A 14,457-nucleotide genomic window follows, 5' to 3' on the forward strand; every position below is an offset into this window, starting at 1 on the left:
CAACGGAATTGGCTCTTGTGGTGATCAGGAACGTCTTGGCCGGCCTCATGGCACTCAGTCTTGCTTCGTCTGCCGTGGCCGCCGATGGCGCCTGCCTGCGCGGCATCAATCTCGCCGGCGCCGAGTTCGGGACGCTGCCCGGGAAGTACGGTGAAAGCCATCTCTACCCCAGTGACCGGACGATCACCTATTTCGCCGAAAAGGGCTTTAACACCGTGCGGCTTCCCTTCCTCTGGGAGCGACTGCAGCCGAAGCTCTTGCAGCCCTTTGCCAAGGAGGAAGCGGGCCTGTTGGTCGAGACGGTGCGCAAGATGCGCGTGCTGGGCCTCAAGGTCGTGCTCGATCCGCACAATTACGCCCGCTACAATGGCAAGCTGATCGGGTCGGCGGCAGTGCCCGTTGCCGCCTTCGAGGATTTCTGGAAACGTCTCGCCGAGCAGTTCGGAGAGGATCCCGGCGTGATGTTCGGCCTGATGAACGAACCGCATGATATGTCGGCGGCGGACTGGCTGAAGGCGGCGAATGCCGCCATCGCATCGATCCGGCGGGTCTCCGGGCAGAACCTCATCCTGGTTCCGGGCACGGCCTGGACCGGCGCGCACAGCTGGTTTGACGACTGGTATGGTGGCGCCAATGCGGCGACCATGCTTAGCGTGAAGGACCCGGCCAATTATGTCGCCTTCGAATTCCATCAGTATTTCGACGAGGATTTCTCCGGCAAAAAGGATAGCTGCAGCCGCGCCGCCGAGGCGATTGCCTCGGTTGCCAAACTGTCTGCCTGGCTGCGGCAGAACGGGCGGCAGGGTTTTATGGGCGAATTCGGTGTGACCCGTGAACCGGCCTGCATCGACGCGGCCGCCGAGATGACGGCGGCGATCGACCGGGACCGTGACGTCTGGCTCGGCTGGGCCTACTGGGCGGCGGGCGACTTCTGGCCGGAAGACGAGGCGCTGAACATCCAGCCGACCAAGAAGGGTGACCGCCCGCAACTCGCGGGCCTCAGGGCCGCGCTGGACAGGCCGCTCGATCCGGCGGCCTGTCGTTTCCTCCAGAAATAAACCTCGCTGGCCTCAGCCGTCCGGCAGCGGAACGCTGACGAAGGCCGGGGCCTTTTCGGCAGCGTCGCTTCGGGCCTTCACTGATGTTGCGGCGCTGACCGTGCCGGTGGTCGCCGCCGCTTCTGCATGGTGGGTTTGCGACGAGGCGGTGCGCCGTTGCGTCTTGACCGAGTCCGTCTCCGGTTCCTGCGCGAGCGAAACGGCGGGTGCGAGCGGCGCCGCATACCCATAGACGCCGCCGGTCAGCGAAAGGGTGGCTAGAAGATTGGCAAGTGCCTCCTTGGAGGTACCCGGTGCGCAGTAGCGCAGCCGGACCGTGCCGGCCTCCTTGGCCTTGCCCGTCACCACGGGCCAGTGCTGGATCGTCTGCCAGGCAAAGACGCAGCTGCTGCCATCGGCGAGCGAACCGGTGGCCACACCATAGGGGCCATAGGCGTTGGTGCGGAACACCTGTTCCGTGCTCATCGCAACGCCGGGCAGAGCGGCACGCATCTCGGCGGCAAGGGCGGCGCGGCTTGGCGCCGTGCGCAGCCGGTCGAGATCAGCCCGACCTCTTTCCACCGTCAGCCTGTTTTCCCCCGGTTCCGTCGTCCGGTTGGGGTAGATCACCTGCTGCACCTGACTGCCTTCACTGGAAAGGCTGCGGGCGGAAATCGGCTTGCGGTCGATGCCGCTGAGACGTGCCCAGGCCAGCTCTGGCGGGATGGAGCGATTGCCGCCGCCGACCACAGCCGCCGAGAGGCTCGTCGTCGTCCCGGCCTGCCGCGCAAGCCAGGGGTCGTCATCCTCCGTCACGCAGCCCGCGAGCGGCAGAAGGCATGCAAGAAACAAGGGCCAGGTCTTCATCGCGGACGTCATCGCTCGATCCCCATCCGTTCGTTGATCGTCGCCAGGCCCCGCTGGTTGGCCGGGTCCTGCACCACCTTGTTCAGCTCTGCGAAAATTGCCTTCGACTGGCCGAGATTGCCGAGGTGATAATGCGCCCAGGCGCGCATCTGGCTCATGCCGACACTTTCCGGTGCCATCTGCAGACGCTGGTTGAGGGCAGCCAGCACATCGGGGAAGCGCTTCTGGTCGAAGGCGGAGCGCGCCCGCTGCCAGAGGACTTCGGCCCTGAGTTCCCGCTCGCGGGCGGGCGTCAGGCTGTAGCGGGCGAGCACCTGATCGGCGTCTTCCGTCAGCCGGGCACGCAGCAGGGTCAGGCCGAGCCCATAGGCGGCGTCATCCTTCTTGGTCCCGGTGGCGAGCGCCGTTTCGAACGATTGGCGCGCTTCCGCCAGCCGATCGAGGCCGAGCGTGCACCAGCCGCGGGCCAGCTGTTCATCGCCGTTGAGAGCCTTGCGGTTTTCCAGGCGGGCGAGATCCGCCAGGCACGCGCTGTAGCGCTTGGCGCGCAGATTGGCGACGTAACCCGGCACGGACTGGCTGGAGGGCGCCGCGACGGACTGGCCGGGAGCACCGGATGGTGCAGCGGCCGTTTTCAGTTCGGCAAACACCTGCGGATAGATCCCGGCATAGCTGTTCTGCAACTGCTCCAGGCCCTTGCGGTCCTTCTGCTGGATCAGCGTCAGCGCCTTGCCCTTGAGACTGCCGGCTGCCGGTTTCCAGTCGAAGGACTTGTCGAACCAGGCGCTTGCGGCGTCGAGCTGGCGGGAGTTGTAAGCATACCAGCCGAGGATTTCCGCGTGCTCCGGCGATTGCGAGGACTGAATGGCCTCCGCATAGGCGTGTGCCACATCCGGTGCCACGGTGGCATTCGTCTTGTCTTGGAAACCGAAGGAGAGGCTTGCGAGGAAACTGTCCCAATCGCCGGCAGCCAGATCCAGATGGCGGGTCACCTGCTGGAAGGCCTCATCCTGATGGCCGTTGGCCGTCTGGGCGAGAACGAGGCCCTTCAGCGCCTCCGTCGATGGCGCGGCAGTCAGGGCGCGGCTGAACCACGTCTCGGCCTCGGCGCTCTGTTTTGCCTTCAGATAATACCAGCCGAGCAGCACGGAATCCTTCGGCTCTGTTCCGGTTTCGGCAGCGCGGCGGACGGCGATCAGCGTCGCCGGCTGCGGCTCGGCGGCACCGGCAAGACCGGCGGCATAATCGGCGATCTCGCGCCGCATCAGGTCCAGTGTCAGGCTCTGCATGCGTAAAGCAAGACCGGGCGATGCGGACAGAATGCGGATGACCTGGCGAAGCTCGGAGGCCGGGAAATCCTCGACCGCCTTCTGCAGCGTGATCATGAGGGCATCGTCGCTGAAGCGGTTCGCGTCCTTGCGGAACAGGATGCCCCGGTAGAGGGGGGCGGCGGCGGTGCCCGTCTGGTTTTCCTTGTAGGCGTCGATCAGCATCCACAGGAGGTCGATCTCCGGTTCCGTGCCCGGATCGAGGTCCTTGCCGGCAGCGACCACCGCGGTCCAGTCGCGGGCTGCCGTGGCCTCTGTCATGTCGTGCCGGAGTTTGCGGCGGAACAGCTTGTCGCGGAAATCCGCCGATGGCTCCCAGCCCGGATTGTCAGCGGCAAGCCGGCTGATCTCGTGCTCGATGCCCGCATAATCATCCGCCTCGTAGAGCCGCCACAGCGGGCTTTCATCGACCCGCTTTTCGTCCGGCGACCGGTAGAGATCATCCGGCACGGTGAAGTCCGGGAATTTCAGGCTGATGCGCTGGATCTCGCGCTCGACGCGCTGCTTCTCACCCTGCTGGGCGTAATAATAGAGCGCGGCGAGTTCCACCGCATCGGGTTCCGGCGTCTGCTTGTCTGCGGTAACGGGAAGTGGGGCGGCCAGGGGCGTGTCGAGCGGCAGCAGGCTCGCAGCACTGGCGGCATCGGCAAGCATGACGAGCATCAGCGCCGTGCAAAGCCGACCGGAGCGGATTGTCTTCTGCGACATCATCGAACTGTCCTCACGCCTTTGCGGGGAACGATATAGCCAAGCCAGAGGCCGAAACTTCCGATCAAAAGGAGGATCAGCCCGACATAGACGAGAAAATGGTCGGAGAGCCAGGCGGCGGTCAGCCGTCGCAGGTTGCCGATGCTGGTGTCCGTCAGCGGATAAAAGCTGTAGGACGGAGGCTCGGCCGTGACGACCGACAGATCTGAGCGCCGCACGAGGGCCGAGCCGCCGCGCAGCGTCTGCCAGGCGGAGGGTTCCGTCAGGGCATCGACGCCCTGGGCAAGATCCTCTTCCGTGGCGGCCGTGACGGTGGTGACGCTGGCCAGATGTGATCCGTTGCCGGTCTGGCTGATCGTTGCCAGCACTTCGTCCGGGCGATAATGCGGCGGCTGATCGGCCACGTCGCGATATTCGAGCCATCGGCCGACCATATCCGAACCGCGCTGAAGCCCGTTCATGATACGCGCCAGCACCGATGGATCGCTGCGTTCGTCGGCCGTGCGTTGCTGGAAGGCCTGCAGCAGGGCCTGCATCTCCGAACCTGCGTCCGAACCCGGCACGCCGAGCCTTTCCGTGACCGACCCGGTTGTCATGCTGTCGAAGCCGGCTGCGGCAAAGCGCGCCGTCCTCAGGTTTTTGCCGTCAAGTTCGGTCATCTCACGGCCGCCCGCGGTGACGACCAGTGCCGTCGACTGAAGATCGCCGGTGGGCGCGCCGAGCCTGAGGTCGGCGGCCAGAGGATGGCGGGCACTCAGCGCCAGGCGCGTCAGGATGGTGGCCGCTGATCCGAGCCGGAGCGGGCTTGCGCGATCGACATAGACGTCCATCCTGTCGCGCTGGTTGAAGGGGTATGCCCGTCCCGCAAAGGCCGCCAGGTCCGGCAGGCGGCCGGCGCGGGCAAGGGCTGGAATGTCGAAGGCCGTGTCCGACAAGAGAAGGAAACGCGGGCGCTCCTCGTTGCGGGCGGTGAGGTCGCAGGTCTTGTCGTCTTCGCGCGGCAGTTCGGCCAGGATATCGACCTTGTTGACGCCCGGATGGAAGGCGCGGAGCGGCAGGTCGATCGGCTTGTCGCGCAGGGTTGCACCGTCCGGCGCGTAAAGCGCGTGGCTGGTGACCGCCTTGTCATTGACACGCACGAGCAGCTGCGCGCCAGGTGCAAGCTTGGGTGCGGTCGCAGCGCTCAGCCGGAGCGCGATCGAGGCATAATCGCCGGGGTAGAAATCCTCCGGCATCACCATGGCCACGCTCGTGCGGAAAAGCCGGCCCGCAAACGGCTCCGAGGTATAGCCGAGGTCGGCGAGTCTGGTGCGGCCCGGCTGATCCGTGGTGATGACGGAGGTCTGGCGCAGTGCCTGCGCGCCGGAGAGGATCGGCTGGAAGGGACCGTTGACGGAATGCACCAGGGCCGTTGCGACGGCCTGTTCCGAGCTGCCGCGCAGGACGACGCGAACGGCGCCGTTGCCCCTGTCCTGAATCGATAGGCCACCTGGAGCGGCCGCGAGGACCGCCCGGGTTTCCGCTGATTGAATCTTGCTGGAGGGGTCGCCGAGATAGAGGTCGATGCCGGGCTTGCCGCTGGACGCCTCTGCAAAGACCACCTTCAGATCGTTGCGACCCAGCAGCAGCGCGAGAGACTGGATGACCGGCATTGCCTGCCGCGCGAGGTTTTCGACCGACGCCGATGGTCCGATCACCCGAAGCTCCGTGCTGCCTGCCGCCGTCCGTCCGGCCGTCATCAGCACGGCAGGGTCGCCGTCGGGGACCTTCGTGGCGGCCATGAAACCGCTTTGCACGGCATCGATCTGCGTCCACAATTCATAAACGGCATCGAGCGAGCAATCCACCCGGTGATGCTGGCGGGCGCGCAGCGTCACCGTGTTCCACCCCGGCTGGAGAAGGGCCGGCTCGACCTTCATGTCCTGCGTGGTGATGCCCTGCGGCGAGCGGATCGGCAGGCTCGACACGGGATGACCGTTGACGCTGACCGCAAGACTTGCGCCGTCCGGCAGGACGGAGACAGCATTGGTGTAGGCGATACGCAGCGTTCCGGCCTTCGCCGCCTGGTCGGCTGCGAGGTAGAAGCTGAGCCGTCGCGTGTCGTCCTCCCCGATCAGCCGCATGGCCGATGCCGCTTCGACGAATGGCGTCATCTGCACCGCGCTCTGCACGGCGGATGCCGGTGTGGCCAGGGCTATCCCTGCCGTGTCCGTCACCATGTCCGCCGGCAGAAGCGAGGTGTCGGCGTTTGCCATCGACGCTTGGAGAGAGAAAGAGACGACGGCCGCGCCCAGAAGAGCAAGGTTACGCATAGCTCACCTCCTTCACCGCTGCCGGCGGCGGTTCGTCGCCCGTGTGACCTGGGCCTGTCGGGCCGAAGGCTCGCAGATCCAGTTCGGCATCCGGGCGTGAGGGGGCACTGGTCTCGCGGATGGCGCCGAGCGCGTATCCGAACGCCCGCACGGTCTGGCGCAGCGTACAGAATGCAAATTGGATCGTCCCGACAAAGAAGCCGATGGGCTTCTGGCGGCGTGTGATCCGCTCCTGCAGGCGGGCCTGCTCGGCATACATCATTTCCGCGATCATCACGAAGGTCTCCGGCGTGCGTTCGCTGAAGGCAAAGCCGAAGATCGGATGAGCGTCACCGTCACGGATGACGCGGCAGACGATCTTCGTTTTCATCGCCTTGCCCTGGCGTCGTAGTTCGAGCGTTGCCGTGTCATCCGGCCGGATACCCTGCGGCACGCCTTCGAAGAACTCGATGCCGACGCCACCGCTGGAGACGTCCCGGACGATGACAGCGTGCGGCTTCTGGTCGATGTGCACGAGGGCATGGCGCTGGACGGAAAGCCGCTGGTTGCGGCGGCGTTCGCGCCGTTCCGAGACGACACCGAGGGCTGCGCCGGCAAGACCCGTGTTGATCAGGTTCCAGCCGATGACGATGAGGAGCAGTTCGGACGGCATCGGTTCCGTCAGGTAACGCCAGACGGCATAGCCGGTGGCGCCGAGCAGGAGCAGGAAGATGGCGAAATAGGCACCTGCCAGCGGCGACAGCTTGCTGGTTTCCAGTGTCTGGCCCTTGGCGGTCACGTTGAAGGTCGGCTTGCGTGGATTGCGCACCACGCTAATGATAGCGCCGAACAGCATGACCGACTGCACATATTCGTACAGCTCGGAGATCCACGGCCAGCGGACACGCCCGAAGAGATAGGACTGCATGGCGAAGGAGGAGACGAGGTAGGTGAGCGTGTAGCAGACGAACTCGACGATATTGGCCTGGAAGATCTGCAGCGAGAAGAAAATGTAGAGAAGCGGCGCGAACATGAAGGTGAGCCGCGTCATCGGGAAAAGCCAGAACAGGTTCGTACCGGCATAGCAGATACGCTGCGCCATGGTGAGGCCGCGCTGCAGGAAAGGACGGTTGAGCGTCAGGATCTGCAGCATGCCCTGGGCCCAGCGCACCCGCTGGCCGATGAAGGAGACGAGCGTTTCCGGCTGCAGGCCCGCGATCAGCGGCTTGTCGACATAAACGCTGTGCCAGCCGCGGCAATGCAGCGCCAGTGCGCTTTCGCAATCCTCGGTGATCGACTGGCCGGAGAAACCATCGGTCTCTTCGAGCGCCTTGCGGCGCAGAACCGCAGCCGAGCCGCAGAAGAAGGAGGCGTTCCACTTGTCGAGCCCGCGCTGGACGATGGAATAGAACATCTCGTTTTCCGACGGCATGCTGCCGAAGGTGTTGAGGTTCTTTTCCAACGGGTCCGGGTTCAGGAAGAAATGCGGCGTCTGCACCAGGAAGAGGCGCTCATCCTGTGCGAAGAAACCGACCGTTTCCCTGAGGAATTCCCGCACGGGGGCGTGGTCGGCATCGAAGACGACGACGAGCTCGCCTGAAGATACCTTTAGCCCGGCATTGAGATTGCCGGCCTTGGCGTGGTCGTTCTTGGCTCTTGCGTGATAGCGCACGCCGAGCGCCTGGCAGAGCGATTGCAGCTCCAGCCGGCGGCGGCGGGCGGCATGCGCCACGCGCGGATCGCTGTGGCCGCATTTGGCATCGGTTCCGCCATCGTCCAAAAGGTAGATGGCAAGCTTGTCCTTCGGATAGTCAAGCGCCTTGGCGGCGGCCAGCGTCAGCGCCAGAAGGTCCGGCGCTTCGTTGTACGAGGGAACGAAGACATCGACCGTCGGAAGGTCAGCCTCGGCCGGCATATCCGGCCGCTCCCGCTTCAACGGGTCGGCGACGATGAAGAAATTCACCGCCAGCATGATGAGGCAATACATTTCGGCCACGTAGAGAATGAGGCCGGGAATGAAATTGATCGGCTCGGCAAAATCGGGAAGCGTCTCCGTCGTGCGCCAGTAGGCGTAGCGGAGCGCGATGATGCCGGCGAAGACGAAGCTGAGTTGCCGAAGCGTCTTGCTGTCTGGCCGCGTCATAAAGAGCAGCATCAACGCAAGGATCGTCAGGCTCAGCACCAGCTGCGCCTGCAGGCTCATCGGGAGCCACAGAAGAAATAGACCAATCACGCCCGCAATGATTGCGGGCATCGAGACGCACATCATGTCGTCAGACCCCATTTTTCATTACCAGGGCGATCATTGCCGAGGGCCCCCGCCAGGAGACAGCCGGAAGCTAGAAAGCAGGGGTTAGCAATTCGCTAATGAGCGTTCAGGGGTGTTCTGGTCAGAACGGGAAGGGTATCCGAAGGGTGATTGGAAATGTCGAACTAATTCAGTCCGTTAGAATGTCTCGCCAAGGCCTTAAGTCTCTGTTTGTGACCTTATGTCAGATATGCCAAAATGGGACATGCTTAACCGATGGTTAGGATTGATGGCCTTGAGGCGTCGGATTTGCGGTTGTCCGGCCGTGGCGACGGCGACCGAGAGTTTCGTTCCATGGTTCTCCGGCGTGCGGAATAGATCAAAACCGGCAGAAACAACGTTCGGAAATTTCACGGCCGCACCGCTACACTGCTCTTCAGCCATTCTGACATGAAGTACCCTTGGGAGGGGGTCGATATGTCGAGACATGACGATGCCTGGAGGAGATGGTGCGGCCGCTCATTCGCACGCTGGTGCGGGCAAGGCCGTCAAACTGCACGTTCCACCGTCGTCCATACGCCATACGTGAGCTGCCGCTGATGCCCGCTGACTGCTGACACGCAGTTGTCCGACCACACGTCTTTGGAGGAGAAGACCGTGAGTTCGCATACCAAACTGAGCTTTGCCCATCCGCCGGCGAGACCCGGCGAAACGCCGGACTTCTCCGCGCTGGAGATCCCCGCTGCCGGGGCGCTTCCCGTGCCGCGGCTCGATATCGCCGCGCAGGACTGCGTCGAACACGCCAATTCGCTGATCCGGGTGATGGATGATCGTGGCGAGGCGGTCGGACCCTGGGCCGACTATCTGTCGGACATGGAGCCGGAAGCCTTGCGCGAAGGTTTGCGCCACATGATGACCTCGCGGATCATCGACATGCGCATGATGAATGCGCAGCGCCAGGGCAAGATGTCCTTCTACATCCAGTCGGTCGGAGAAGAGGCGATCGCCTGCGGTTTCCAGCGGTGCCTGAAGCCGGGCGACATGAATTTCCCAACCTATCGCCAGCAGGGGCTGCTGATTGCCGGCGGTTATCCGCTTGAAAAGCTGATCGGGCAGTTCTATTCCAACGCCTATGATCCTCTCCAGGGCCGGCAGTTGCCCACTCTGCATTCCGCCCGCGACTACGGCTATTTCACCGTTTCCGGCAATCTCGGCACGCAATATGTGCATGCGGTCGGCTGGGCGATGGCGAATGCGCTGACGGGCAAGGACAATATCGCGATCGGCTGGATCGGCGACGGCTCGACGGCGTCGAACGATTTTCACACGGCGCTTCTCTCCGCCTCCTCCTACTGGCCGCCGGTGATCCTCAACGTCGTCAACAATCAGTGGGCGATCTCTACCTATACCGGCGTGGCGCGCGGGCATGGGCGCACCTATGCGGCGCGGGCGCTCGGTTACGGCATCCCGGCGCTGCGCATCGACGGGAATGATTATCTCGCCGTCCTGGCGGTCACCCGCTGGGCCACCGAGCGGGTGAGGGCGGGCCACGGGGCGATCCTCATCGAATGGTACACCTACCGGGTCGGCGCGCATTCCTCCTCGGACGATCCGAGCGCCTATCGACCGAAGGACGAGGCCAAGGCCTGGCCGCTCGGCGATCCGATCGAGCGGCTGAAGCAGCACCTGATCCTCAGCGACGAATGGAGCGAAGCACGGCATGTGCAGGCGGAAGCGGAGATCCTCGCCGAGGTGATCGAGGTGCAGAAGCGCGTCGAGGCGGCCGGCACCATGATCGATCCGAAACCCATCCCCGGCGCCAGCATCTTCAAGGGCGTCTATGCCGACATGCCGGAGCATATCCGCCGGCAGCGCCAGGAAATGGGGGTCTGACATGCCGCATCTGACCATGATCGAGGCGCTGCGGGACGCGATGGACGTCATGCTGGCGCGCGACCCGCAGGTCATCCTCTTCGGCGAGGATGTCGGCTATTTCGGCGGTGTCTTTCGTTGCACCTCCGGCCTGCAGAAGAAATATGGCGAGGAGCGCGTCTTCGATACGCCGATCAATGAAAGCGCCATCGTCGGGCTCGGCATCGGCATGGCGGCACAGGGGATGAAACCCTGCGTCGAAATCCAGTTCGCCGATTATGTTTTCCCCGCCTACGACCAGATCACCCAGGAGGCGGCGCGCATCCGCCACCGCTCGAACGAGCAGTTTTCCTGCCCGCTCGTCATCCGCATGCCGACGGGCGGCGGCATTTTTGGCGGCCAGACGCACAGCCAGAGCCCGGAGGCGCTGTTTACCCATGTGGCCGGCCTCAAGGTGGTGCAACCGGCCACGCCTTACGATGCCAAGGGTCTGCTGATCGCTTCGATCGAATGTCCGGACCCGGTGATCTTCCTGGAGCCGAAGCGTCTCTACAACGGTCCCTTCAATGGCGACCACAAGGCGCCGGCGCAAAGCTGGAAGACCCATGCTCTGGGGGATGTGCCGGAGGGGCACTATGCGATCCCCCTCGGCAAGGCACGCATCCACCGGGAGGGTGAGGCCGTGACGATCCTCACCTACGGCACGATGGTTTTTGTTGCGGAAGCGGCGGTGGAGAAAGCCGGCATCGACGCGGAAATCATCGACCTGCGCTCGCTGCTGCCACTCGATCTGGAGGCGATCGAGGCCTCGGTGAGGAAGACCGGCCGCTGCATCGTGCTGCATGAGGCGACCAAGACTTCAGGGCTTGCAGGCGAAATCATCGCCTGTGTGCAGGAGGCCTGCTTCTACCACCTGGAAGCGCCGATCCAGCGCGTGACGGGCTGGGATGCGCCTTATCCGCATGCGCTGGAATGGGACTACTTTCCCGGCCAGGACCGTGTCTGCCGGGCGCTTGAAGCGGTGATGGAGGTCTGACCATGGCAATCCGAACAATCAGGCTGCCGGATGTCGGCGAAGGCGTGACCGAGGCGGAAGTCGCCGAGATCCTGGTGAAGCCCGGCGATCTGGTGCGCGAGGACGATCCGATCGCCGCGGTGATGACCGACAAGGCGACGGTCGAGATCACCTCCGCCTATAGCGGCAAGGTGGTCTGGATCGGCGGTGAGGTGGGAAAGACGCTCGCCATCGGCTCCGATCTCATCCGCATCGAGGACGATACGGCCGCAGGCGCCGAAGAGGAGCCGAAAGCTGTGCCGGTTGCGGAGCCGGCGACCGTAGCGCAAAGCGTCACGCCTGTTGAACCTGCCAAGCAGACGACGCCTTCACCCATTTCGGCGGTCGATTCCGGCACGCGGACAGCCGTCTCTTCTCCGCAGCCGATGCCGCCGAACGCGGCCATTCCGCCACGCGCGGAGGGCGCTCCGGTTCTGGCCTCGCCCGCCGTGCGCCAGCGGGCGCGCGACGGTGGCATCGATCTGCGCCAGGTGTCCGGAAGCGGGCCGGCGGGGCGGATCACCCATGCCGATCTCGATTCGCTGTTTCAGCAGGCAGGGCAGGGGGGAGGTGCTGCGACGTCCTCTCTCCAACCGCAGCCGGAGACGGTGGAGACGGTCAAGGTTGCCGGTCTGCGCCGGATGATCGCCCGGCGGATGAGCGAGGCGAATGCCAGCATTCCGCACATCACCGTGGTCGAGGAGGTCGATGTCACCGAGATCGAGGCGCTCAGGGTCAAGCTCAACGAGACGCGCGGCGACAGGCCGAAGCTGACGCTTCTGCCGCTGATTGCTGCGGCGCTGGTGAAGGCCAAACAAAGCAATCCCAAAATCTTCGCGCGCTATGACGACGAGGCCGACGAGGTGCAGTATTCGAGCGCCGTCCACATCGGCATCGCCACGATGACCGACGGCGGGCTGATGGTGCCGGTCCTGCGGCATGCGGAGGCGCTCGATCTCTTCGGCATGGCGACCGAAATCGGGCGGCTGTCGGAGGCCTGCCGGAAGAACAAGGCCAAACGCGAGGAGCTGTCCGGCTCCACGATCACCATCACCTCGCTCGGGCCGCTCGGCGCGATTGCCACGACGCCGATCATCAACAAGCCAGAAGTGGCGATCCTCGGCATCAACCGCATGGCCGTGCGGCCGAGTTGGAACGGCACGGCCTTCGTGCCGCGTACGATGATGAACATATCCGCGAGCTTCGATCACCGTGTCATCGATGGCTGGGATGCCGCTGTCTTCGTCCAGAAGATGAAGGTGCTTCTGGAAACGCCCGCCATGATCTTCATGAAGGATTGAGCGATGACGGATCTCTCCTGCAACGTTCTGGTGATCGGAGCCGGGCCCGGCGGTTATGTGGCGGCCATCCGCGCCGGCCAGTTGGGTCTTGAGACGATCATCGTGGAGCAGAAGGCGCACGGCGGCACCTGCCTCAACATCGGCTGCATTCCCTCCAAGGCGCTGATCCACGCCGCGCAGGAGTTCTTTGCGGTGCGCGAGGCCTCCGGCGGGCACTCGAAACTCGGCATCCGCACCTCGGACGTGCGCATCGATCTGGCAAAGACAGTTGCCTGGAAGGATGGCATTGTGCGGCAACTGACCGGCGGGGTCTCAGGCCTCTTGAAGAAGGCCGGGGTGCGGTCCGTTCAGGGGCGGGCACGCATCGTGGACGGCAAAACCGTTGCGGTGGAGACGGCAGACGGTGTCGTGCGGATCTCCTGCCGCAACCTGGTGATCGCCACCGGCTCCCGACCGGTCGAGGTTCCGTCACTGCCCTTCGGAGGCAACATCCTGTCATCCACCGAGGCGCTGTCACTGACCGCCGTGCCCGAAACCTTGGCCGTGGTCGGGGGCGGTTATATCGGTCTCGAGATCGGTACGGCCTATGCGAAACTGGGTGCCAAGGTCTCGATCTTCGAAGCCAAGCCGCACATCTTGCCGCAGTACGACGAGGAACTGTCGCGGCCGGTCGTGGCGCGGCTGAAGGCGCTTGGCGTGGCGGTGCATGTGAACGCCATGGTGGAGGGCTACGATTCGGATCAGTCGATGTTGCGCGTGCGGACAGGCTCGGAGGTCACGGAAAGTGCAGCTGAGAAGGTACTGGTCACGGTCGGGCGCCAGCCGGCGCTGGAAGATCTGGGCCTTGATCAACTCCGCCTTGACATGGAAGGCCGCTTCATCCGCACCGACACGCGCGGGCAGACCTCCATGCGTGGCGTCTATGCCATCGGCGACGTGACCGGCGAGCCGATGCTGGCGCATCGGGCGATGGCGCAGGGGGAGATCGTGGCGGACGCCATGGTCGGGCATGGCGGCGGGTGGGACAAACGCGCGATTCCCGCCGTCTGTTTTACCGATCCGGAACTGGTCGTCGCGGGCCTTCTTCCGGATCAGGCCCGTGATACTGGTCGGGATGTCGGCGTCGCGACCTATCCGCTGCAGGCGAATGGCCGCGCGTTGACGCTGGAGCGTCCCGATGGCTTCGTGCGGATCGTCTTCGACAAACCATCGGGCCTTGTCCTTGGACTTCAGGCGGTCGGCGCCGGTTGTTCGGAACTTGCCGGCGAGTTTGCGCTGGCGCTCGAAATGTGCGCAACGCTGACGGATATCGCTGCAACCATTCATGCCCACCCCACACTGGGGGAGACCGTGCAGGAGGCGGCGCTGATGGGCCTTGGCAAGGCGTTGCACGCCTGAACGGCGCTCCGAAATTCGCCGCATTCCTCCGCGACTCTGTCCTTAACGGCTGAACCGGATCGCCTTCGCACCTCCGCGCGTGACAGGTGTTTTTTTTGGGCGGCGCAGCAATTCCTGCCGCATCATGTCGTTTTCGCGGCGGGATGACAGACGGAACGCCGCCGGATCTGGCGCGAAACTGCCGCTAATTCCCTGAATAAACACGCAAATGTGATAATCTATCATTTTCTTCTTGCGCGATACCGCGAACCATGCTGCATTGCACATATGCATAGCCGCTCAGATATTGAGGGAGCGCTTCCAAGATTTTTTCAACCGCGGGGCATGACGCCTCTGCCCATTTGGAAGGACTA

The 14,457-nt window shown here is 64.1% G+C and carries 10 protein-coding genes; 5 read left to right on the plus strand and 5 right to left on the minus strand.

Annotated features, from left to right (window positions below; translation table 11 throughout):
- Positions 1-47 precede the first annotated feature (47 nt).
- Complete coding sequence (locus G6N78_RS24205; protein WP_165225039.1) at positions 48-1,058, plus strand: glycoside hydrolase family 5 protein; 1,011 nt, start codon at positions 48-50, stop codon at positions 1,056-1,058.
- A gap of 12 nt (positions 1,059-1,070) precedes the next feature.
- Here G6N78_RS24205 and bcsN read toward each other — a convergent pair whose 3' ends face one another.
- Genes bcsN through bcsA form a run of 4 tightly spaced genes read right to left on the minus strand, consistent with a single transcriptional unit; the run spans position 1,071 to position 8,515 of the window.
- A complete protein-coding gene (gene bcsN / locus G6N78_RS24210; protein WP_165225042.1) occupies positions 1,071-1,889 on the minus strand; it encodes a cellulose biosynthesis protein BcsN in 819 nt (272 codons plus the stop codon).
- 23 nt (positions 1,890-1,912) lie between these two features.
- A complete protein-coding gene (locus G6N78_RS24215) occupies positions 1,913-3,940 on the minus strand; it encodes a tetratricopeptide repeat protein (protein WP_165225045.1) in 2,028 nt (675 codons plus the stop codon).
- Positions 3,940-6,252: a cellulose biosynthesis cyclic di-GMP-binding regulatory protein BcsB gene (locus tag G6N78_RS24220; protein WP_165225048.1), complete on the minus strand. Its 2,313-nt coding sequence runs from the start codon at positions 6,250-6,252 to the stop codon at positions 3,940-3,942. The genes G6N78_RS24215 and G6N78_RS24220 overlap by 1 nt, the downstream gene beginning before the upstream one ends.
- Entirely contained in the window at positions 6,245-8,515 is a 2,271-nt protein-coding gene (gene bcsA / locus G6N78_RS24225; RefSeq protein WP_234906033.1) for a UDP-forming cellulose synthase catalytic subunit, read from the minus strand. The genes G6N78_RS24220 and bcsA overlap by 8 nt, the downstream gene beginning before the upstream one ends.
- A 621-nt stretch (positions 8,516-9,136) precedes the next feature.
- Between bcsA and G6N78_RS24230 the strand changes: the two genes are divergently transcribed.
- From G6N78_RS24230 to lpdA, 4 genes are read left to right on the plus strand one after another with little or no spacing between them, the layout of a single operon-like run.
- The gene (locus G6N78_RS24230) at positions 9,137-10,372 is read left to right on the plus strand and encodes a thiamine pyrophosphate-dependent enzyme (protein WP_165225051.1); all 1,236 of its coding nucleotides are present in this window, start codon (positions 9,137-9,139) and stop codon (positions 10,370-10,372) included.
- Position 10,373: 1 nt separating this feature from the next.
- Positions 10,374-11,387, plus strand: a complete 1,014-nt coding sequence (locus tag G6N78_RS24235) for an alpha-ketoacid dehydrogenase subunit beta (protein WP_165225054.1) — start codon at positions 10,374-10,376, stop codon at positions 11,385-11,387.
- A gap of 2 nt (positions 11,388-11,389) precedes the next feature.
- A complete protein-coding gene (locus G6N78_RS24240) occupies positions 11,390-12,706 on the plus strand; it encodes a dihydrolipoamide acetyltransferase family protein (protein WP_165225057.1) in 1,317 nt (438 codons plus the stop codon).
- 3 nt (positions 12,707-12,709) lie between these two features.
- Entirely contained in the window at positions 12,710-14,104 is a 1,395-nt protein-coding gene (lpdA, locus tag G6N78_RS24245; RefSeq protein ID WP_165225060.1) for a dihydrolipoyl dehydrogenase, read from the plus strand.
- Between the two features lie 42 nt (positions 14,105-14,146).
- Here the strand turns inward: lpdA and G6N78_RS24250 are convergent, their stop codons facing one another.
- Positions 14,147-14,371 (minus strand): hypothetical protein, encoded by a 225-nt coding sequence (locus G6N78_RS24250; protein ID WP_165225063.1) that lies wholly within the window; start codon positions 14,369-14,371, stop codon positions 14,147-14,149.
- Positions 14,372-14,457: the final 86 nt, after the last annotated feature.

Source organism: Allorhizobium pseudoryzae (assembly GCF_011046245.1).
GTDB classification, from domain to species: Bacteria; Pseudomonadota; Alphaproteobacteria; order Rhizobiales; family Rhizobiaceae; genus Neorhizobium; species Neorhizobium pseudoryzae.

Excerpts from the sequence above, each read along its gene's own strand:
- G6N78_RS24235 (WP_165225054.1), top strand. The coding sequence starts at position 10,374 with ATGCCGCATCTGACCATGATCGAGGCGCTGCGGGACGCGATGGACGTC.
- bcsA (WP_234906033.1), bottom strand. The coding sequence starts at position 8,515 with ATGGGGTCTGACGACATGATGTGCGTCTCGATGCCCGCAATCATTGCG.
- G6N78_RS24240 (WP_165225057.1), top strand. The coding sequence starts at position 11,390 with ATGGCAATCCGAACAATCAGGCTGCCGGATGTCGGCGAAGGCGTGACC.
- lpdA (WP_165225060.1), top strand. The coding sequence starts at position 12,710 with ATGACGGATCTCTCCTGCAACGTTCTGGTGATCGGAGCCGGGCCCGGC.
- G6N78_RS24220 (WP_165225048.1), bottom strand. The coding sequence starts at position 6,252 with ATGCGTAACCTTGCTCTTCTGGGCGCGGCCGTCGTCTCTTTCTCTCTC.
- G6N78_RS24205 (WP_165225039.1), top strand. The coding sequence starts at position 48 with ATGGCACTCAGTCTTGCTTCGTCTGCCGTGGCCGCCGATGGCGCCTGC.
- G6N78_RS24215 (WP_165225045.1), bottom strand. The coding sequence starts at position 3,940 with ATGTCGCAGAAGACAATCCGCTCCGGTCGGCTTTGCACGGCGCTGATG.
- G6N78_RS24250 (WP_165225063.1), bottom strand. The coding sequence starts at position 14,371 with ATGTGCAATGCAGCATGGTTCGCGGTATCGCGCAAGAAGAAAATGATA.